Here is a 19,615-nt window from a genome sequence, read left to right as displayed (position 1 = left end):
CGGATGAAGCGGTTGTAGATCGTCTTGTGGGGACCATACTCGCTGGGCGCGTCGCGCCACCGAAGGCCGTTCCTGATCACGAAGATGATGCCACTGACGATCCGCCGATCATCGACCCTGGGCACTCCGTGAGACAGCGGGAAATGCCGCTCGATCCGGCGCATCTGCGCCTCCGACAGCCAGATCAAATCACTCATTGCAGCGCCTCCTCGCACCGCCAATGAATCAGCCGTTTGCTGTCTCCGCAAGAACTTTAATAGGTCCTGACCCTAGCTGGACCAGCTAATATCCTGCCTTGCGATCCACCAGATTATCGAGCTTTTCGCCACGCTCGAAGGCGTCCATCTGGCGCAGCATGATCGGCGCCAGGTGCATGGGATCGGAGGTCGCCGCTGCGTGCGGCGTCACGAACACTTTTGGATGGTTCCACAGCGGGCTGGTCTTCGGCAACGGTTCAACCTCGAACACGTCGAGGCTCGCCTCCTTCAACGTGCCGTCATCCAGCGCCCGCACGATGTCGGCGTCCTTCTGCAGGCGGCCGCGTCCGGCATTGATCAGCACCGAGCCGCCGAGGCCGTTGCGCTTCCGCAATTCCTTCAGCACGCCGTAGTTGATGATGCCTTGCGTGTCCGGCGTCAGCGGCAACAGCACGACAAGGATATCGGTCGCCTTGAGGAAGGGGATCAACCCGGCCTCGCCGGCATAGGTCGCAACGCCTTGCATCGGCCGTTCGCTGCGCGACCAGCCATTGACCGCAAAGCCGAGCGACAGCAGCACCGAAGCCGCTGCACGGCCGAGATTGCCAAGCCCCATAATGCCGACGGAAATGTCGCCGGCCGGCCTCTGCGGCGGCTCGTGCCAGGTCTTCTTCGGCTGCTGCTGTCGGTAGAGCAGGCCCTGGCGATGGTGATCGAGCACCCGCCAGACGACATATTCGGTCATGTATTGGGTGAGGTTGTCGGCAACGACCCGGACGATCGGCACGTCAGGCAGGCCAGGGTCGGCGAAGACATGGTCGACGCCGGCGCCGATCGAGAAGATGGCGCGCAGATTGGGCAGCGACGACAACAGGTTCGGCTTCTGCTTCCACACCACCGCATAGGTGATCGACGGATCCTTCGCGCCGTCCGGCTCCAGCACCACCTCGCGCTCGGCCGACAAAAGGTCGCGCCAGCGCTGCGGATGAAAGCCGGTAACGGCAAGCAGGATGCGGCCTTTTTCCATCGCGATGTTCTGGTCCCTCTTTAAATGGATTACTCGCTGACGATGCCGACCGGTGCCGTCTCTATCTTGAACGCGGCCGAGATCAGCGCCCTGGTGTAGTCGGTTTGCGGATTTTCAAAAATCTGCTGGGAAGGCCCGGCTTCGACAATCCTGCCATTGCGCATGACGATGACGTCGTTGGCAAGCGCCCGGATGACCTTGAGGTCATGGCTGATAAAGAGATAGGCGAGGTCGTGCTTGGCCTGCAGACTGCGCAGCAGGTCGACGACCTGCGCCTGCACGCTCATGTCGAGCGCCGATGTCGGCTCGTCCAGCATGACGAAGCGCGGGTTGAGCACCATGGCGCGCGCGATCGCGACACGCTGGCGCTGGCCACCGGAAAACTCGTGCGGATAACGGTTGCGGGTCGCTGGATCAAGACCGACCTCCTTCAGCACGGCGGCCACCTTGTCATCGCGCTCGTCCGGCGACAGCTTCGGCTCGTGAATCTTGAGCCCTTCCTCGATGATCTCGGCAATCGACATGCGCGGGCTGAGCGATCCGAACGGATCCTGGAAGACGATCTGCAATTCGCGCCTGAGCGGCCGCATGGCGTTGAAGGTGAGCTGGTTGATGTCACGCCCATTGAACTGGATGGTTCCGGTCGACGAGATCATGCGCGCCAGCGCCAGGCCGAGTGTCGTCTTGCCGGAACCGGATTCGCCGACCACGCCCAGCGTCTGGCCGGCGCGTACGGTGACATCGATGCCGTCGACCGCCTTCACATTGTCGACGGTGGTTCGGAAAAACCCCTTCTTGATCGGGAACCAGACCTTGATGTCCTTGCCGGTCATGACCGGCTTGGCATCGGCGTTGGCGGCCGGCGGCTTCCCCTTCGGTTCGGCCGCCAGCAGATGCTTGGTATAGGCGTGCTGCGGGTTGGCGAAGATGTCCTTGGTCGGGCCGGTCTCGACGATCTTGCCCTTGGTCATCACGCAGACCCGGTCGGCGATCTTGCGCACGATGCCGAGATCGTGGGTGATGAACAGCATCGACATGCCTTTGCGGCTTTTCAATCCCGCCAGCAGTTCGAGGATCTGCGCCTGCACGGTGACGTCGAGCGCCGTCGTCGGCTCGTCGGCGATCAGCAGTTCAGGTTCGTTGGCCAGCGCCATGGCGATCATCACGCGCTGGCGCTGACCGCCGGAGAGCTGGTGCGGATAGGCATCGAGACGTTTTTCGGGCTCGCGGATACCGACCTCGTTCAGCAGGGCAAGCGTGCGTGCCTTTGCCGGCCGGTCGGCCATGCCCTGATGGAGTTTCAGGATCTCGACGATCTGGTGCTCGATCGTGTGCAGCGGGTTGAGCGAGGTCATCGGCTCCTGGAAGATCATGGTGATCTTGTTGCCGCGCACCTGCCGCAACTGCTTCTCGTTCATGGCCAAGAGGTCGGCGCCCTGGAACAGCATCTTGCCTGAGGGATGGCTGGCGCTGGGATAGGGCAGCAGCTTGAGCACCGACAGCGCCGACACAGATTTGCCGGAACCGGATTCGCCGACCAGCGCCACCGTCTCACCCTTGGCGATATCGAAGGAGATATGGTCGACGGCAATGGACTGGCCGCCGCCCTGGCTGAAGGCGACGCTGAGGTCCTGTACGCTGAGCAGAGGGGCTTCGCTCATCGGAATGTCTTGCGCGGATCGAAGGCGTCGCGCGTCGCCTCGCCGACAAACACCAGCAGCGACAGCATCAGCGAGATGACGATGAAGCCGGAAATGCCGAGCCACGGCGCATTGAGGTTGCGCTGCGCCTGCTTGAGCAGTTCGCCGAGCGAAGCCGAGCCCGGCGGCAGGCCGAAGCCGAGATAGTCGAGCGAGGTCAGTGTCGAGATCGAGCCGCTCAGCAGGAACGGCAGGAAGGTCAATGTCGCCACCATTGCGTTGGGCAGCAAATGCCGGAACATGATGGTGCGGTTGGGCACGCCGAGCGCGCGCGCCGCGTTGACATATTCGAAGTTGCGGGCGCGCAGGAACTCGGCCCGCACGACGCCGACCAGCGCTACCCAGGAGAACAACAGCATCAGGCCGAGCAGGATGAAGAAGCCCGGCGGCAGGATGGCGGCGACGATGAGCAGCAGATAGAGCACCGGGATCGCCGACCAGATTTCGATGAAGCGCTGGAACAAGAGATCGGTCCAGCCGCCGAAATAGCCCTGCAAGGCGCCGGCGCCAACGCCGATCAGGGCCGAGCCGGCGGTCAGGATCAGGCCGAACAGCACCGAAATGCGGAAGCCGTAGATGACGCGCGCCAGCACGTCGCGCGCCTGATCGTCGGTGCCGAGCCAGTTCCAGTTGCCGACGATGCAGGCCGGGTCGGCGGCACCCTGCGGATACTGGTTGCAGCGCTTCGTGGCGTCATACTCCCAGGACGGCCTGGCCGGTGCTGCTTCCGGGATGGCGTTGTTGACGGTCTGGTAGGAGTAGCGCACTGGCGGCCAGATCATCCAGCCATGGGCGTTGATCTCGTCCAGGATCACTGGGTCGCGATAGTCGGTGACGGCGTAGAAGCCGCCGAACTTTTCCTCGGGGTAGGCGACCAGCACCGGAAACAGGATCTCGCCCTTGTAAGAGGCGATGATCGGCTTGTCGTTGGCGATGAATTCGGCAAACAGCGACAGCACGAACAGGACGAGGAAAATCCACAACGACCAGAAACCGCGCCGGTTGGCCCGGAAATTCTGCAGGCGGCGCTTGTTGAGCGGCGACAGAAATGGCCGCGCGATTCGCTCCGGCACCACTCCGGCGGTAACGCTTGCCTCCGACATCAGACGTCTCTCCGCTCGAAATCGATGCGCGGATCGACCCAGGTGTAGATGAGGTCGGACAGCAATCCGACGAACAGCCCAAGCAGCGAGAAGATGTAGAGGTTGGCGAACACGACGGGATAGTCGCGCTCGACCACCGAGCGGAAGCCGAGCAGGCCGAGGCCATCGAGCGAAAAGATGTTCTCGATGAGCAGCGAGCCGGTGAAGAAGGCCGAGATGAACGCGCCGGGAAAACCGGCAATGACGATCAGCATGGCATTGCGGAAGACATGGCCATAGAGCACCTGTCGCTCCGACAGGCCCTTGGCGCGCGCGGTCACCACATACTGTTTGCGGATCTCTTCCAGGAACGAGTTCTTGGTCAAAAGCGTCGTCGTGGCGAAGGCCGACAGCACCAGCGCCGTCAACGGCAGGGCCATGTGCCAGAAATAGTCGACAATCTTGGCCGGCCAGGACAACTGGTCCCAATTGTCCGAGACGATGCCGCGCAACGGGAACCAGTCCCAGAACGAGCCGCCGGCAAACAACACCATCAGCATGATGCCGAACAGGAAGCCCGGAATGGCATAGCCGACAATGACGACGCCGCTGGTCCAGATGTCGAAGGGTGTGCCGTCCTTGACCGCCTTACGGATGCCGAGCGGGATGGAAATCAGATAGGACAAAAGCGTGATCCAAAGCCCGATCGAAATCGAAACGGGCATTTTCTCGAGGATCAGGTCGAGCACCGAGATATCGCGGAAATAGCTGTTGCCGAAATCGAAGCGCGCATAGTTCCACAGCATCATGCCGAAGCGCTCGAGCGGCGGCTTGTCGAAGCCGAACTGCTTCTCCAACTTCTTGATGAATTCCGGATCGAGCCCCTGGGCGCCGCGATATTTCGAGCCGACGTCGCCGGCGGCATCAAAATTGGAGCCGCCCGCATCGCCGCCACCACCTCCGAGCCGGTCGCTGCCACCCTGATTGGTCAGCTTGGCGATGATCTGCTCGACCGGACCTCCCGGCGCGAACTGGATGACGGCGAAGGAGATCGCCATGATGCCGAACAGGGTCGGGATCATCAGCAGAATACGGCGCAGGATATAGGCGCCCATCAGGCTTCATGCCCCCTTTGGACTGCTATCTCAGCCTTTACCAATTTTTGCCGCCTTGCCCTTATCGACCCACCACATCGCTTCGACCGGAAAGCCGAAATCGGGTTTTTGCTCGGGAAAGCCGAACATGTCCCAATAGGCGCTTCGGTGATTCGCCAGGAACCAACTAGGAATCCAATCGCACCGCGCACGCAAGACCCGGTCAAGCGCACGCATTGCGACCGTCAGATTTTCGCGATCTTTTGCGGCCCCCACCGCGTCGATCAGCGTATCGATTGCTGGACTTGCGACGCCCGGCAGGTTGCGCGAGCCGGAGATGTCCGCGGTTCTGGAGTGGAAGAAGACTTCAAGATCGTCGCGTGTCGGGGTCGCCGAAAATGAGAAAGCGGCCGAGATAAGGTCAAAGTCGAACGTGCTCTGGCGAAGCTGATACTGCGCTGAATCCACCAGCCGAATCGTGGCGTCGATGCCGATCGCTTTCATATTGGCGACCCAAGGCGAATAGACCTGTACGAAGGTGTCGTCATCGACCATGAATTCGGCCGAGAGCCTGCCGCCCTTGTCGTTGACGACGAAGTCACCTGACCGTTTCCAGCCTGCCGCGTTGAGCAGCTTCACGGCCTGGCCAAGCAGCTTGCGGTCGCGGCCGGTGCCGTCTGATGCAGGCTGGGCGACAGCCTCGCCAAAGACCTCCGCCGGGATCTGGCCGCGCAGCGGCTCCAGAAGAGCCAGCTCTTGCGGCGATGGCAGTCCTTCGGCACGAAAATCCGATTTCTCGAAACACGATTGCGAGCGCTCGTAGGAACCGTAAAAGAAGTTGCGCCGCGTCCATTCGAAATCGAAGCAGAGCGCGATCGCCTGGCGCACCCGCGCATCGCGAAACTGTTCGCGCCTCTGATTGACCGCTGTTCCCTGCATGGTCGGCCGCTTCTCGGCCGGGAATTCGTGCTTGACCACCTTGCCGGCGGTCAATGCAGGGAAGTCGTAGGCGGTTGCCCAGACGCGCGAGGTGAACTCTTCACGGTAGGTGATTTCGCCCTTTTTGAAGGCTTCGAAGCCGGCAGTGCGGTTCTGGTAGAACTCGATGCGGATAATGTCGAAATTGTTCTGGCCGCGATTGACCGGAAGGTCGCGGCCCCAATAGTCCGTCACCCGGTCGTACTCAATCCAGGCCCCTGCCGAGAAGCGCCCGACCTTGTAGGCACCGGAGCCGAGCGGCGGGTTCAATTGGGAGGAGTCGAACGGGTTGGCCGTGTAGAAGGCCTTCGACAGGATGGGGAATTCCACGACGTTGAGTACGGTGCGGGCCGATTGCTTGCCCGAGAAGGTAAGCCGCAGCGTGTGGTCATCGACAGCCACGGCGTCGGCCATGTGTGTCAGCGACAGCGACAGGTCGGGATGGCCCTTTTCCTTGTAAAGCTTGAAGGTGAAGGCGGCGTCCTGCGCCGTCAGCGAAGAGCCGTCGTGGAAGCGGGCTTCGGGGCGAAGCGAAAAGGTGAAGGAGTTGCGGTCATCCGACAACGTCACCCAGTCGGCGATCTGGCCATAGACCGCATCGGGCTCGTCGAGAGCACGCACCATCAGCCCGTCAAAACACATCTCCATGCGCGGTGGCGCATCGCCCTTGTCGGCGAAGGAGTTCAGCGTGTTGAAGGTTTGCGTGTCCTGATTGTAACCCCAGTTCGGCGGCGAGAAGTTAAAAATCCCGCCGGTTGGCGCATCGACATTCACATAGTCGAAATGGGTGAAATCCGGCTTATATTTGAGGTCGCCGAAGGCGGAGAGCCCATGCAGTTTTGTGCCGGTCGCAATGTCGGCGAAGGCCTTGCCCGGCAACAGGGCGGCGGCAACGGCGGCACCACCCAAGGTCAGGAAATCGCGGCGGCGCGTCATCGTGATCGATTGCCGCCCCATCAATTGCCGCCCTTGTACTTGGCCGCCAGCGCCTTCTCCTTGTCGAGGTTGATCCACCAGGAATCGGGATCGTAGCCGGCATAGGCCGGCTGCTTGTCGGGTATGCCGAATTTATCCCAGTAGGCCAGCCAGACCGCCGAGCGATAATATTGCGGCACGATGTAGAAGTTCCACAGCAGCACCCGGTCGAGCGCATGGGTGGCGGCGACGAGGTCCTCGCGGTCGCTGGCGAAGATGACACGGTCGACGAGCGCATCGACGGTTGGGTCCTTGATACCCATCAGATTGCGCGAGCCGGGTTTGTCGGCGGCTTTCGAACCCCAGAAGTCGCGCTGTTCGTTGCCGGCCGAATCCGACTGCTGGAAGAGCGAGGTCGTCACGTCGAAATCGAAATTGTTGATCCGGTTGATGTACTGGCTCTGGTCGACAATACGCAGCGTCGCGTCGATGCCGATCTTGCGCAGATTGGCGATGTAGGGGCTGGAGATTACTTCGTCGGTATCATACCAGCCGAGAATCTCGAACTTGAACGGCGCGCCGGTCTTGGCATTGACCATCTTGCCGCCCTTGATCACCCAGCCGGCCTTGGCGAAAAGGTCGATGGCCGCCTTCAGGTTCTTGCGCTCGGCCAGTGGCGAATCATAGACCGGCAGCTTGAACTCCCGGTTGAAAAGTTCCGGCGGCAGCTTGTCGCGATACTGGTTCAGGATGCCCAGCTCCTTGCCTTGCGGCAGCCCGCTGGAAGCAAGGTCGGAGCCTTGGAAATAGCTTGATGTGCGGGTGTTGTAGCCGAAGAACAGCGTGCGGTTCATCGACTCGAAATCAAAGGGATAGGTCAGCGCCTCGCGCACCAGCCGGTCTTGGAACAGTGGCCGTCGCTGGTTCAGCACAAACCCTTGCATAGGCACCGGTGAGTGGCTCTCGAAGGTCTTCTTGATGACGTCGCCGGCCTTGATGGCGGGGAAATCATAGCCCGTCGCCCATTTGCGCGAACTGTATTCGCGATTGAGATCCTCCAGGCCGCCCTTAGTGAAGGCAAGCCATGCGGCATTGTTGTCGAGGATGTAGGTGAAGCGCTGCGTGTCGAAATTCTCGCGGCCGATCTTCACCGGCAGCTTGGCTGCCCAATAGTCCGGCACGCGCTGCCACACGATTTCCGAGCCCGGCCTGAAGCTGGCGATCTTGTAGGCCGCCGAGCCGAGTGGAATTTCCAGCGTCGGCTTGGTGATGTCGCGCTTCTTGCCGCTTGCATCCGTGCCTTCCCACCAGTGTTTGGGCAGCACGGCAAGGTCGCCGATGATCTTCGGCAGTTCGCGGTTGCCCTTCTGGTTGAAGTGGAACTCGACCTCACGGTCGGAGATCGCGACCGCATCGGTGACATTCTCGAAATAGCGGCTGTATTGCGGGCTGTTCGCCTTCAGCACCTGGAACGACCAGATCACGTCGTCGACGGTGATCGGCTGGCCATCATGCCATTTCGCGCGTGGATCGAGCCGGTAGGTGGCTGAAGAATAGTCGGCTGGGTATTTGTAGGCAGCGGCAACCAGAGGGTGGCTGGTGCTGCCCTCATCGGTCGCCTGCTCCATCAGCGTGTCATAGAGCAGGCCGCCACCGAAGCCGACGAGGCCCGCCGCCGGCGATCCCTGGACTATGTACGGGTTGAAGCTGTCATAGGTGCCAAGCAGCACGGAATTGAACGTGCCGCCCTTGGGCGCATCCGGGTTGACGTAGTCGTAGTGCTGGAAATTGTCGCCGTATTTGGACTCGCCGATCAGCGATGAGGTGGTGCGCCACTCGTCGGCCCTGGTCGTATGCAGCCCCGCAACCAGCAGGACCGCCGCCAGCAGCGACTTGAGAAGCGTTCGGCCAACCGTCATGCATTATCCTTCGCCATGCGTGCCAGATCATCCACAGGGGCGATCCTAGATGATTTGGCGCTCGTGAAAACCGCAATGCGCCGGCTTTGTCGCCGCACCTCATATTTTCGCAACAAAAAAGCCGGGCTGAACCCGGCTTTTTCAAGATCATCGAGATGATATCTGATTATTTGGCCGGAGCCGCGGGAGCTGGTGCTGCGGGAGCCGCAGGCTTGGCCGGGGCTGCGGCGTCAGCCGGCTTGGCCGGGGCAGCCGGCTTCGCGGGCGCGGAGGCGTCCGCGGCGGCGCCCGGTGCCGGCAGCGGCTTGGGATTGTCGGACAGCGTGCGCAGATAGGCGATGACGTTGGCGCGGTCCTCGTCCTTGGGCAGGCCGGCGAAGCCCATGGCCGTGCCCTTCACGAATTTCTTCGGCGAGGTGATGAAGTGGTCGATGTTGTCGTAGGTCCACTTCTCGGCGCCGCCCTTGGAAAACTCCTTCATGCCGGCCGAATAGGCGAAGCCTTCATGCTCGCCGACGGGGCGATCGACGAGATCCCACAGGTCCGGGCCGACCTTGTTTGGACCGCCCTTTTCGCCGGAGTGGCAGGCCTGACACTTCTTGAAGACGGCAGCACCCTGTTCGACATTGGCGGTGGCCAGACGGTCGGCGATCGGCTTGGCTACGGCGGCCGGCGTGGCCGGGCCGCCCTCGGCTGGCTCCGTGGCCTCGATGATGAACCCGGGCTTTTCCGGGGCCGGAGAGGCAAACAGCGCGTCCGACACCAGGCCAACCGAGAAGACGATGAAAACGGTTCCAAGCAATCCGGCGAGCAGTTTGTTGACTTCGTTGGAATCCATTCGCCCCTTGCTCCCTTTTCCGGCGGACCGAACCGTCCACTCCGTCCGTCGGTATCGTGACCCACCCTGCGAAGGCGGTCAAATCGGGCGGAAACTAGGTCTTTTGCTGCGGCGTTGCAACACCTATAAGGGCGCTGCCAGTGAGACCTTTTGCCACTTTTCCTTGTCCTCTTTTCGAATGCCTTGCCATAGCGATGTCCACCTTGATCCTGATCCCGGCCCGCATGGCCTCCACCCGCCTGCCGGGCAAGCCGCTGGCCGACATTGCCGGCGCGCCGATGATCGTCCATGTCGCGCGCCGCGCGGCCGAGGCCGGCCTTGGCCGGGTTGTGGTGGCGACCGATACGCAAAGCGTCGCCGAAGCGGTGCGCGCGCATGGTTTCGAGGCGGTGATGACGCGGATCGATCACGAATCGGGTTCTGACCGCATCCACGAGGCGCTGGTCGCGCTTGATCCCCAGCGCAAGGTCGAAACGATCGTCAACGTGCAGGGCGACCTGCCGACCATCGATCCCGGCATCATCGCGGCCTCACTCAGGCCTTTCGAGGACGAGGCCGTGGATATCGCCACGCTCGGCGTCGAGATCGTCCGCGACGAGGAAAAGACCAATCCGAACGTCGTCAAGATCGTCGGTTCGCCGCTGTCGGCCACCAGGCAGAGGGCGCTCTATTTCACCCGTGCCACGGCACCTTGGGGTGAGGGGCCACTCTATCACCATGTCGGCCTCTACGCCTATCGCCGTGCCGCGCTGGAGCGCTTCGTCGCGCTGAAGCCGTCGCCGCTGGAACGCCGCGAGCGGCTCGAGCAGCTGCGGGCGCTGGAAGCCGGCATGCGCATCGATGCCGAGATCGTCCAGTCGCTGCCGCTGGGCGTCGACACGCCGGAAGACCTTGAGCGCGCCCGGACAATCCTTTCAAACTGAGAAATTCGAACCGAGACACCCGTGAATCGAGACCTGGCCCATGCCTGAAAAAACCAACAGAATATCCTTCCAGGGCGAGCCGGGTGCCAATTCCGACACTGCCTGCCGCAACGTCTATCCGTCGATGGAGCCGTTGCCGTCTCCGACTTTCGAGGATGCCTTCAACGCGGTCGAGACCGGCAAGGCCGATCTCGCCATGATCCCGATCGAGAACACCATCGCCGGGCGCGTCGCCGACATCCACCACCTGTTGCCGGAATCCAAGCTGAACATCATCGGCGAATATTTCCTGCCGATCCACTTCCAGCTGATGGTGCTGCCCGGCGTCAAGCGCGACGAGATCAAGACAGTTCACACGCACATCCATGCGCTCGGCCAGTGCCGCAAATACATCCGCAAGAATGGCTGGAAGGGCGTGGTCGCGGGGGACACGGCGGGCGCCGCCAGGATGGTCTCCGAGGTCAAGGACCGCACCATGGCCGCGTTGTCGCCGGCGCTGGCCGCGACGCTCTACGGGCTCGATATCATTGAAGAAAATGTCGAGGACACCGATTCCAACGTCACCCGCTTCGTCGTCCTGACCAAGCACAAGCAATGGGCCGAGCGTCCGTCAGCCGACGCCAGGATGATGACGACCTTCATCTTCCGCGTCCGCAACGTGCCGGCCGCACTCTACAAGGCCATGGGCGGCTTCGCCACCAACGGCATCAACATGACCAAGCTGGAGAGCTACCAGCTCGGCGCCTTCACGGCGACGCTGTTCTACGCCGACATAGAGGGCCATCCCGACGATCCGCTGGTCAAGCTGGCGCTGGACGAGCTGCGTTTCTTCTCAAAGGAAGTGCGGATTTTGGGCGTCTATCCCGCCAGCGAGTCGCGTGAGCAGTGGAAGGTGGCGGATTAGATCACCGCGCCTAGCGGTATGTAATCAATCTCGAGAAATTTCACGACCTCCGGCACCCAGCGGTCGCGCACAAAGGCGACGTGGTCCGGGTGGTCGTTGTATCTGTTGTAGGCGGCCTGATCGGCGAATTCCATCGAGAAGCCGAACTGATAATCGTTCTTGGGGCTGATCTGCCGCAGCTGTTCGAAATGTGTGACACCGCGGATCGCGGTGAGGATCTTCTTGGCGTCGACGAGGAACCGCTTTTCGTCCAGCGAGTGCGGCGCATGCTTCAGCGTGAAGATGACGGTGTGACGGATCATTTGTCTCTCCTGCAATAACTGTCAGTATCTATTCGCTGTCGACCCAGGCGCGGATCAGGTGATGCGCGATGGCGCCTTTCGGTGGCGTGATCAGATTGTCGGCATGCTCCCGGGCCAGCATAAGGCGGACCTCGTCGCGGCCAAACCAGCGGCAGTCTTCCAACTCGTTGAGATCGGCCTGGATGTCTTCGTTGAGCGGCTCGCCGAAGCAGCCGATCATCAGCGAATAGGGGAACGGCCAGGGCTGGCTGGCATGGTAGACGACACGGCCGAGCCTGATACCGGCTTCTTCCAGCGTTTCGCGGCGCACCGCCGCCTCGATCGTCTCGCCAGGTTCGATGAAGCCGGCAAGGGCCGAATACATGCCGGGCGCGAAATGCCGGCCGCGCCCAAGCAGGCATTTCTCCCGCGTCGCCGTCAGCATGATCGCCACCGGGTCGGTGCGCGGGAAATGCTCGGTCCCGCAATTCGGGCAATGCCGCTTGTAGCCGCCGGCCCGCATCTGCGATTCGGTGCCGCATTTGCTGCAGAAACGATGGCTGGCATGCCAGGCGAGCAGGGCGGCGCCTTGCGCCATCGCGCCGGCGGCCGCTTCGTCGATCAGCCCTTGCATGTAGACCGACCGGTAGTCGATCGCCTTGACGGTCTCGGGCAGCTGTTCGGCGTCGATTCCGACGGGCATCGCCAGCACCGGTCCCTGCTCGGAAAAGCCGAGCAGGACACCTTGGGCCAAGGAGGGCCTGAAGGGCTCGCTCTCAGCGACGCTAAACCATGGGTCGAGGCCGCCGCTTGTCCCAAGCTTCAGGTGGAGTCGGCCGCCATTCATCAACAGCAGCCGCGTCGTCGGATCCGCCAGCGCCTTGTCGACCGAATCATCGGCACGGTTCTCGGATTGGCGGTCGATCGTGTTGCCGGCAAAGCCGACGAACTGGCTCGGTTCGCGCAAAGGCGCGTCAAACAGGCTAAAGCTCATGCGGACTCTGGTGCTTTGGAATGGACATGTCTGGGGACGAACATGTTTTTAGGATGAATACCGGGGAAGGCTTATAGCGCCGCCCTTACCGTTTCGGCAAACCGGCGCAGGTCGGATCGCTGATAGGGCTCGCGCAGACCGTGTCCCCACACCGGCCCGGGCCAGCCGGGATCGCCTTCGGATCGGGCGATGATATGGATATGCAATTGGCGCACGATGTTGCCGAGCGCGCCGGTGTTGATCTTGGTGCAACCGCTCACTTTCTTCAGCGCCTGCGCCACCATATTGGTCTCGAAGGTCAGCATCGCCTGGTCGAGCGGCGTCATCTCATGAACCTCTTCGGCGCCCGGCCGCTGTGGTACCAAAAGCAGCCACGGCCAGCGGCGGTCATTCATCACCCGCAATTCGCATAGCCCAAGCCACATCAACTGCTCGCTGTCCGCCTCCAGCCGGGCATCCAGCGTGAATCCGGCCTTCAGGCCCGGCAGCATCGGCGTTTCCTTGCTTTTCTTGGTTTCCTCAAACTCATGAACGCTAGAGCGGTGGCACGGGGGCTGCAAGCGAATCATTGTTCCTCTCACGGTTTGGTGCACCAAATCGCCTGCGCACTTGCATTTCATCGCGCAATTGCCGATATGGACGTCGGGAGGTTGGTGGTGGACGATCCACTCGCCAACCGGGTCAGGTCCGGAAGGAAGCAGCCCTAACGAGCCCGGAACGGGTCATTGTTCCAGCCTCCCACCTCTTCGGCCCTTCTCGCCACATTGACGACGCATTGCAGCGCGGGCGAGACTATGCGCAGGAATCGGCGCCTTTGGGCGCGGCCTTTTGGAGCTTAACGGGCGAATGAGCGAAGCCGGAAATTCGGGGCCAAAAAGCCTGGAGAATGGAAAGGCCGCTGCCTACCGCGTGCTGGCGCGCAAATACCGTCCTTCGAATTTTTCCGAGCTCGTCGGCCAGGAGCCGATGGTGCGCACCCTCACCAACGCCTTTGCCACCGGCCGCATCGCGCAGGCTTGGATGCTGACCGGGGTGCGCGGCGTCGGCAAGACCACCACGGCGCGCATCCTTGCCCGTGCCTTGAACTATAAAACCGCGACATCGGACCAGCCCTCGGTCGATCTTGCCGTGCTCGGCGAGCATTGCCAGGCGATCATGGAAGGCCGCCATGTCGACGTCATCGAGATGGACGCCGCCTCGCATACCGGCATCGACGATATCAGGGACATCATCGAGCGCGTGCGCTACGCCCCGGTCTTGGCCCGTTACAAGGTCTACATCATCGACGAAGTGCACATGCTGTCCACGCAGGCCTTCAACGGTCTGCTGAAGACGCTTGAGGAGCCGCCGCCGCATGTGAAATTCATCTTCGCCACCACCGAGATCCGCAAGGTTCCGATCACCGTCCTGTCGCGCTGTCAGCGTTTTGATTTGCGGCGCATCGATGCCGGCGCGCTTGTCGCGCATCTCTCCTCTATCGCTGGCCAGGAAGGCATTTCGGTCGACGACGACGCGCTGGCGATGATCGCGCGCGCGGCGGAAGGCTCGGCTCGTGATTCGCTCTCCATCCTCGACCAGGCGATTGCGCACGGCGCCGGCTCCGTCAGCGCCGAGGCCGTGCGCGCCATGCTGGGCCTGGCTGACCGCGCCCGCATCGTCGACCTGTTCGAACATGTGATGAAGGGCGATGTGGCAGCCGCACTCGCCGAATTCCGTACGCAATACGATACCGGCGCCGATCCGGCCGCAGTGCTGACCGATCTTGCCGAGTTCAACCATCTCGTCACCCGGCTGCGTTTCGTGCCGACCGCAATGGACGACGCTTCGCTGTCGCAGGACGAGCGCGAGCGCGGCGCGGATTTCGCCAGGGCGCTGTCGGTCAGGGTGCTGTCGCGGACCTGGCAGATGCTGCTCAAGGGCATTCCGGAGGTGCAGTCCTCCAATCGGCCGGTCAGTGCCGCCGAAATGGTGCTGATCCGGCTGGCGCACGCCGCCGACCTACCGACGCTGGACGAGGCGTTGCGATCCCTTGAGGGGGCAACACCGGTTCAAAATGGCGCGCCGCGCCCGAATGGAACGCCCTCGGGCCCCGGCAATGGCACCAGCGCGGTGGCGCAGACGCGCATGCCCGGCGGATCGGGCGGCGCGCAGACCATGCGGCTGATCGAGGCCACCCCAGCGCCGGCTGCTTTCGTCGCCCCTCCGCAACCTGTATTGGAAGCGCCGCCGGTACCCTTGAAATCGCTGGCCGACATCGTCGCGCTTGCCGACGCCAAGCGTGACATTGCTTTCAAGGTGCTGATCAAGAGCTGTATCCGTCTGGTGCGCATCGAGCCCGGCCGCATCGATGTTGGTCTGACCGCCGATGCGCCGAAGATGCTGCTCAATGAGTTGACGACCAAGCTGCGCGCCTGGACCGGCCGCAACTGGCTGGTGTCACTGTCGAAGGAAGAGGGTGGCCAGACGCTGGCCGAAATGGAATCGACCAAGCGCGAAAACGCCTTCCTCGATGCCAAGAGCGATCCGACTGTTGCCGCCATCCTGGCGCGCTTCCCCGGCGCCAAGATCATCGACGTGCGCATTCCCGACGCACCGGAAGCGGATGCCGACCAAGCCGAAGTGCCGGTCGACCCGCCAGCGGATGACGACGACAGCTGATAGAACCAAGACAAGGATCGGACCATGAAAGATCTTCTCGGCCTGATGGGCAAGGCGAAGGAAATGCAGGCCAAGTTCCAGGCCATGCAGGACGAGATCGCCACGCTGGAGGCGTCTGGCCAGGCCGGCGGCGGTCTGGTCAACGTGACGCTGACCGGAAAATTCGAGATGAAATCCCTGAAAATCGACCCGTCTCTGTTCAAGGAGGACGATGTCGAGATCCTCGAGGACCTGATTCTCGCTGCCCACAATGACGCCAAGGCCAAGGTCGAGCTGATCATGCAGGAAAAGACCAAGGCGCTGACAACCGGCCTGCCGATCCCGCCGGGAATGAAACTGCCATTCTAGTCTTCAGCGGCGGTGCGCCCATGACCGAAGAGCCGTCCGAAAGACTGATCGAGCAGCGTATCCGCAACCGGATCTACGAGATCCTGGAAATCCTCGCCGATTGCGACGCCGGCGTCGATCTCGTCGGCATCAAGGGCTACTTCCACCTGTTCGAGGATTTCGTGCACCGCCCGTCGATCGAGGCTGGCACGTCGGCGCTTTCGAAGGAGGAGCGAGCGTGCGTGCTGGAAATCGCCGAATTCCTGGAGGCGGCTTCTGAAACAAATCCCGATTTCACCAAGGCCGAATTCATCAACAGTGACTGGCCGGGAAAGATCGCGCCGACGGCCAGGGACGCGCGGGCGCTGTTCCTCAAGCGAGGTCTGTTTTCGGAGAAGGTCGAGGAGCTGGAGCCGGGCCAGCCGGCCGCGATTGCGGCAGGGCGGTAGCGATTCCCGGAAAAACGTGACGTGGTTTCACCCAGGCAATTGTGGCGAAACCACGAAAGAGCGGTCATCGCCTTTGTGAAACGATCGCTCGATCTGTCTGAAAAGCCACGAAATTGTGCCATTTCAGCAACAGTGCATTGTTAATAACGTTTTAGCCATCATTTTGCCTGAAAGTGTCTCATTCTTGCCGCAGCCCGGGGGCGGGTATCGAAGTGAGAGGGTAACCTGTTGATCGTCACGCGATGGAAGGCGCCGCTGTTGCTCGGCGTCATCACGTCTCCCCTGTTTCTGGCTGCCTGCAGCCAGACGACTTCGCACGGCATGTCGGTCGCCAGCCTGACCGATGCCATCACGCCGAGTTTTCTGACGTCGCGCGCCTACAGTCAGACGCCGAAGGAAAGGGAATGCCTGGAAAGGGCGATGTTCTTCGAGTCCAACCGCTCGAGCCGCGACGGCATGATCGCCGTCGGCACGGTGGTGATGAACCGCTTGCGGTCCGGCAATCACGGCACCACCATTTGCCAGGTGGTCGGGGAACCCGGCCAATTCGCGCCGGGCGTCATGACCAGGCCGATGAATTCACGCGCAATGCCCGATGTCGAGGAAGCAGCCGACGCTGTGCTCAAGGGCGAGCGCAAGGCCAGGCTCAAGAACACGATGTATTTCCACACCGCCGGCCTGCGCTTCCCCTACAAGAACATGCACTACACCATGGTTGCCGGCGGCAATGCCTTCTACGAGAAACGCGGCCGCAACTGGCAGCCGCTGCCCGATGAGCCAATGGTTGCCTCGTATGAACCGGAGAGGCCAGCCGCGCCAGTGACGATGGTTGCTTCGGCTGAGCCGGTTCGTCCTGCCAAGACCGCTGTCCGCGCCGCCCCGGCACAACAGGTCTATATGACCGCTGCCGCGGAACCTGCACGCCCGTTCAAGATGGCGACCGCCCCAGCCAAGCAGACCTACATGACAGCAGCAGCAGCGCCGTCGGCGAAGTCCGGGCGTGTCTCGGCTAAGTCCGTGGAAGTCGCCATGCAGGAGCCGATGGAAGAACCGGATGCCGCCCGTTTTGGCGGAACGGTGAACACCCGCGTCATCAGTTCGGTTCAGGGCGAGCCACAAGAGGCATCGATGGGATTCCAGTCGACACCTGAGAACACCGACGCCATCGGTGCGATGATCGTCAGCCAGGGCCGGCCGCTCGAAGCCAACTGATCCGCATCGCCACGCTGCGCGTGGCACCATGCTGGACAGGGATGTTTCAAAGCGCTCTGAAAAATCCTGGAGCGGTTCACCGTTTCGCGGAAACGGTGAACCGCTCCAGCTTTTCGTTTTGACGCAATTCCGGACGGAAAACCGCTTCGCACTTTTCCTGGAATTGCTCTAGATCAGAGCGATGTCGAAGCGAATCGCGGGTCCAGAGATCGAACGCCTGATCCAGCTCCTGGCCAAGGTGCCGGGTTTGGGTCCCCGTTCGGCCAGGCGCGCCGCACTGCATCTGATCAAGAAGAAGGAGCAGCTCCTGTCGCCGCTCGCCGCCGCCATGGGCGAGGCCGCCGACAAGGTGCGTATCTGCACGACCTGCGGCAATGTCGATACGTCGGACCCCTGCATGATCTGCACCGACCCACGCCGCGATGCCACCACGCTGATTATTGTCGAGGACGTCTCCGATCTCTGGGCGCTGGAACGCGCGGCGGCGATGAACGTGCGCTACCATGTGCTCGGCGGCACGCTGTCGCCGCTCGACGGCATCGGCCCCGACCAGCTCAACATCCGCTCGCTGATCGACCGCGTCGCCGGCGGCGAGGTCAAGGAAATCATCCTTGCCGTCAATGCCACCGTCGAGGGCCAGACCACCGCGCACTACCTCACCGATCAATTGTCCGGCCTCGACATCAAGGTGACAAGGCTGGCGCATGGCGTGCCGGTCGGCGGTGAACTCGACTATCTCGACGAGGGCACGCTGGCCGCGGCGCTGCGTTCGCGGACGGCGTTTTGACGCAATTGGCGGGGGTGTTTGCTGAAATGACTGCATTCCGTCGCACAATCACCTTCGCCCTTGTCGCCACGCTTCTCGGCGTCCTGCTCGCGGCCCCCGCCTCCGCCGCCAAGATCGACGACCAGTTCCGCGCCTGGCTGCAGAACGACCTCTGGCCCGAGGCCAAGGCGAAGGGTATTTCCAAAAAAACTTTCGATGCCGCCTTCGACGGCATAAAACCCAACCTGAAGCTGCCCGACCTTGTCATGCCCGGCGAGAAGCCGAAGACGCCGCAGAAGCAGCATCAGGCCGAGTTCGGCTCGCCCGGCGCCTATTTCGCTGAAAAGACGGTTGGTGCGGTGACGGCAGGCGGCCGCGCGCGTGAAGCCACCAATGCCAAGACGCTTGCGGCAATCGAAAAACGCTATGGCGTGCCAGGCGAGATCGTTCTGGCGATCTGGGGTCGCGAGACCGGTTTCGGCGCGGCGAAAATGCCCTATGACGCCTTCGAGGTGCTGGGCACCAAGGCGTTCATGTCGACCAAGAAGGATTTCTTCCGCACCGAACTGCTTGCGGCGCTGGAGATCGTCGAGCGCGGATTGGCCCCGGTCGGCGCCATGAAATCGTCCTGGGCCGGTGCGCTGGGCCAGCCGCAATTCATGCCGACCTCCTTCCTCAAGCATGCCGTTGATTTCGACGGCGATGGACGCGTCGACATCTGGAACTCGACGCCTGACGTGCTGGCCTCGATCGCCAATTATCTCGTCCACTATGGCTGGGTGCGGGGACGAGGCTGGGGGTTCGAGGTGACCGTGCCCGCGAGCGTCTCCTGTTCGCTGGAAGGCCCCGATCAGGGTAAGAAGATCTCGCAATGGGCCGATATGGGCATCAAGCGTGTCGGCGGAAAGCCGTTTCCGGCGAGCGAGCTGAAGGCGGAAGGCTTCCTTTTGATGCCGGCCGGCCGTAGCGGTCCGGCGTTCATCGCCACCCCCAATTTCTACGTGCTGAAGGAATACAACACCAGCGACCTCTACGCGCTGTTCATCGGCCATGGCGCGGACCGCATTGCGCATGGCGATCAGAATTTTTCCGGCAGCTGGGGCCCGGTCGGCGATCTCCACCGTTCCGACATTGCCGCCCTGCAACGGGCGCTGGAAGCCAAGGGCTACGATGTCGGCAGCGCCGACGGCCTGCCTGGCTTCAAGACCCGCCGCTCGATCGGCAAATGGCAAGCCAAGAACGGCCAGGCTGCGACCTGTTTTCCCGACGCCGGCCTGGTTGCCGCGCTGAAATAGCGCCAAAATTAGTAGATTTTTCTCGTTCGGTTGCCCCGATTGGCTGGCCTGTGCGT

At 62.2% G+C, this 19,615-nt stretch carries 19 protein-coding genes and 1 other RNA gene; 9 read left to right on the top strand and 11 right to left on the bottom strand.

Annotation, left to right across the window (positions count from 1 at the left end):
• The 8 genes from A3A9_RS0124085 to A3A9_RS0124050 form a co-directional block, all read right to left on the bottom strand.
• On the bottom strand, nucleotides 1-197 hold a 197-nt coding region (locus tag A3A9_RS0124085; protein ID WP_027061072.1), incomplete at its 3' end, for a transposase.
• A gap of 85 nt (nucleotides 198-282) precedes the next feature.
• Nucleotides 283-1,224, bottom strand: coding sequence for a 2-hydroxyacid dehydrogenase (locus A3A9_RS0124080; RefSeq protein ID WP_027061071.1), 942 nt, complete (start codon nucleotides 1,222-1,224; stop codon nucleotides 283-285).
• A gap of 29 nt (nucleotides 1,225-1,253) precedes the next feature.
• Nucleotides 1,254-2,885, bottom strand: coding sequence for an ABC transporter ATP-binding protein (locus A3A9_RS0124075; protein WP_027061070.1), 1,632 nt, complete (start codon nucleotides 2,883-2,885; stop codon nucleotides 1,254-1,256).
• Complete coding sequence (locus tag A3A9_RS0124070; RefSeq protein ID WP_027061069.1) at nucleotides 2,882-4,027, bottom strand: ABC transporter permease; 1,146 nt, start codon at nucleotides 4,025-4,027, stop codon at nucleotides 2,882-2,884. Before A3A9_RS0124070 ends, A3A9_RS0124075 begins: the two co-directional genes overlap by 4 nt.
• A complete protein-coding gene (locus A3A9_RS0124065; protein ID WP_027032937.1) occupies nucleotides 4,027-5,121 on the bottom strand; it encodes a microcin C ABC transporter permease YejB in 1,095 nt (364 codons plus the stop codon). The genes A3A9_RS0124070 and A3A9_RS0124065 overlap by 1 nt, the downstream gene beginning before the upstream one ends.
• Nucleotides 5,122-5,151: 30 nt before the next feature.
• Nucleotides 5,152-7,035 (bottom strand): extracellular solute-binding protein, encoded by a 1,884-nt coding sequence (locus tag A3A9_RS0124060; protein WP_082222196.1) that lies wholly within the window; start codon nucleotides 7,033-7,035, stop codon nucleotides 5,152-5,154.
• A complete protein-coding gene (locus A3A9_RS0124055) occupies nucleotides 7,035-8,912 on the bottom strand; it encodes an extracellular solute-binding protein (protein WP_027061067.1) in 1,878 nt (625 codons plus the stop codon). The genes A3A9_RS0124060 and A3A9_RS0124055 overlap by 1 nt, the downstream gene beginning before the upstream one ends.
• 166 nt (nucleotides 8,913-9,078) lie before the next feature.
• The gene (locus tag A3A9_RS0124050; protein WP_027061066.1) at nucleotides 9,079-9,750 is read right to left on the bottom strand and encodes a c-type cytochrome; all 672 of its coding nucleotides are present in this window, start codon (nucleotides 9,748-9,750) and stop codon (nucleotides 9,079-9,081) included.
• 194 nt (nucleotides 9,751-9,944) lie between these two features.
• Between A3A9_RS0124050 and A3A9_RS0124045 the strand changes: the two genes are divergently transcribed.
• Together A3A9_RS0124045 and A3A9_RS0124040 are read left to right on the top strand one after the other, a co-directional pair.
• Nucleotides 9,945-10,673 (top strand): 3-deoxy-manno-octulosonate cytidylyltransferase, encoded by a 729-nt coding sequence (locus tag A3A9_RS0124045; protein ID WP_027061065.1) that lies wholly within the window; start codon nucleotides 9,945-9,947, stop codon nucleotides 10,671-10,673.
• A 40-nt stretch (nucleotides 10,674-10,713) separates the two neighbouring features.
• Nucleotides 10,714-11,577 (top strand): prephenate dehydratase, encoded by an 864-nt coding sequence (locus tag A3A9_RS0124040; protein ID WP_027061064.1) that lies wholly within the window; start codon nucleotides 10,714-10,716, stop codon nucleotides 11,575-11,577.
• Here the strand turns inward: A3A9_RS0124040 and A3A9_RS0124035 are convergent.
• From A3A9_RS0124035 to A3A9_RS0124025, 3 genes are all read right to left on the bottom strand, one after another.
• Nucleotides 11,574-11,879 (bottom strand): Dabb family protein, encoded by a 306-nt coding sequence (locus A3A9_RS0124035; protein ID WP_027061063.1) that lies wholly within the window; start codon nucleotides 11,877-11,879, stop codon nucleotides 11,574-11,576. The genes A3A9_RS0124040 and A3A9_RS0124035 overlap by 4 nt on opposite strands.
• A gap of 28 nt (nucleotides 11,880-11,907) precedes the next feature.
• Nucleotides 11,908-12,852, bottom strand: coding sequence for an NAD(+) diphosphatase (gene nudC, locus A3A9_RS0124030; protein WP_027061062.1), 945 nt, complete (start codon nucleotides 12,850-12,852; stop codon nucleotides 11,908-11,910).
• A 71-nt stretch (nucleotides 12,853-12,923) separates the two neighbouring features.
• Entirely contained in the window at nucleotides 12,924-13,343 is a 420-nt protein-coding gene (locus A3A9_RS0124025; RefSeq protein WP_027032945.1) for an HIT domain-containing protein, read from the bottom strand.
• Nucleotides 13,344-13,497: 154 nt separating this feature from the next.
• Between A3A9_RS0124025 and ffs the strand changes: the two genes are divergently transcribed.
• The 7 genes from ffs to A3A9_RS0123995 all read left to right on the top strand — a co-directional run bounded on the left by ffs (nucleotide 13,498) and on the right by A3A9_RS0123995 (nucleotide 19,559).
• Nucleotides 13,498-13,594: signal recognition particle sRNA small type (ffs, locus tag A3A9_RS42185), an RNA gene on the top strand.
• Between the two features lie 104 nt (nucleotides 13,595-13,698).
• Entirely contained in the window at nucleotides 13,699-15,510 is a 1,812-nt protein-coding gene (locus tag A3A9_RS0124020; RefSeq protein WP_027061061.1) for a DNA polymerase III subunit gamma/tau, read from the top strand.
• Between the two features lie 24 nt (nucleotides 15,511-15,534).
• Nucleotides 15,535-15,858, top strand: a complete 324-nt coding sequence (locus tag A3A9_RS0124015) for a YbaB/EbfC family nucleoid-associated protein (RefSeq protein WP_027061060.1) — start codon at nucleotides 15,535-15,537, stop codon at nucleotides 15,856-15,858.
• Nucleotides 15,859-15,878: 20 nt separating this feature from the next.
• Nucleotides 15,879-16,286: a hypothetical protein gene (locus A3A9_RS0124010; RefSeq protein ID WP_027061059.1), complete on the top strand. Its 408-nt coding sequence runs from the start codon at nucleotides 15,879-15,881 to the stop codon at nucleotides 16,284-16,286.
• A 228-nt stretch (nucleotides 16,287-16,514) separates the two neighbouring features.
• A complete protein-coding gene (locus A3A9_RS0124005) occupies nucleotides 16,515-17,498 on the top strand; it encodes a cell wall hydrolase (protein WP_027061058.1) in 984 nt (327 codons plus the stop codon).
• A 181-nt stretch (nucleotides 17,499-17,679) separates the two neighbouring features.
• A complete protein-coding gene (recR, locus tag A3A9_RS0124000; protein WP_027061057.1) occupies nucleotides 17,680-18,285 on the top strand; it encodes a recombination mediator RecR in 606 nt (201 codons plus the stop codon).
• A gap of 26 nt (nucleotides 18,286-18,311) precedes the next feature.
• Entirely contained in the window at nucleotides 18,312-19,559 is a 1,248-nt protein-coding gene (locus A3A9_RS0123995) for a lytic murein transglycosylase (protein ID WP_027061056.1), read from the top strand.
• Nucleotides 19,560-19,615 lie beyond the last annotated feature (56 nt).

Source organism: Mesorhizobium loti CJ3sym (assembly GCF_000472785.1).
Taxonomy (GTDB): domain Bacteria; phylum Pseudomonadota; class Alphaproteobacteria; order Rhizobiales; family Rhizobiaceae; genus Mesorhizobium; species Mesorhizobium loti_E.
This window is presented reverse-complemented; position numbering and strand designations above follow the sequence as displayed.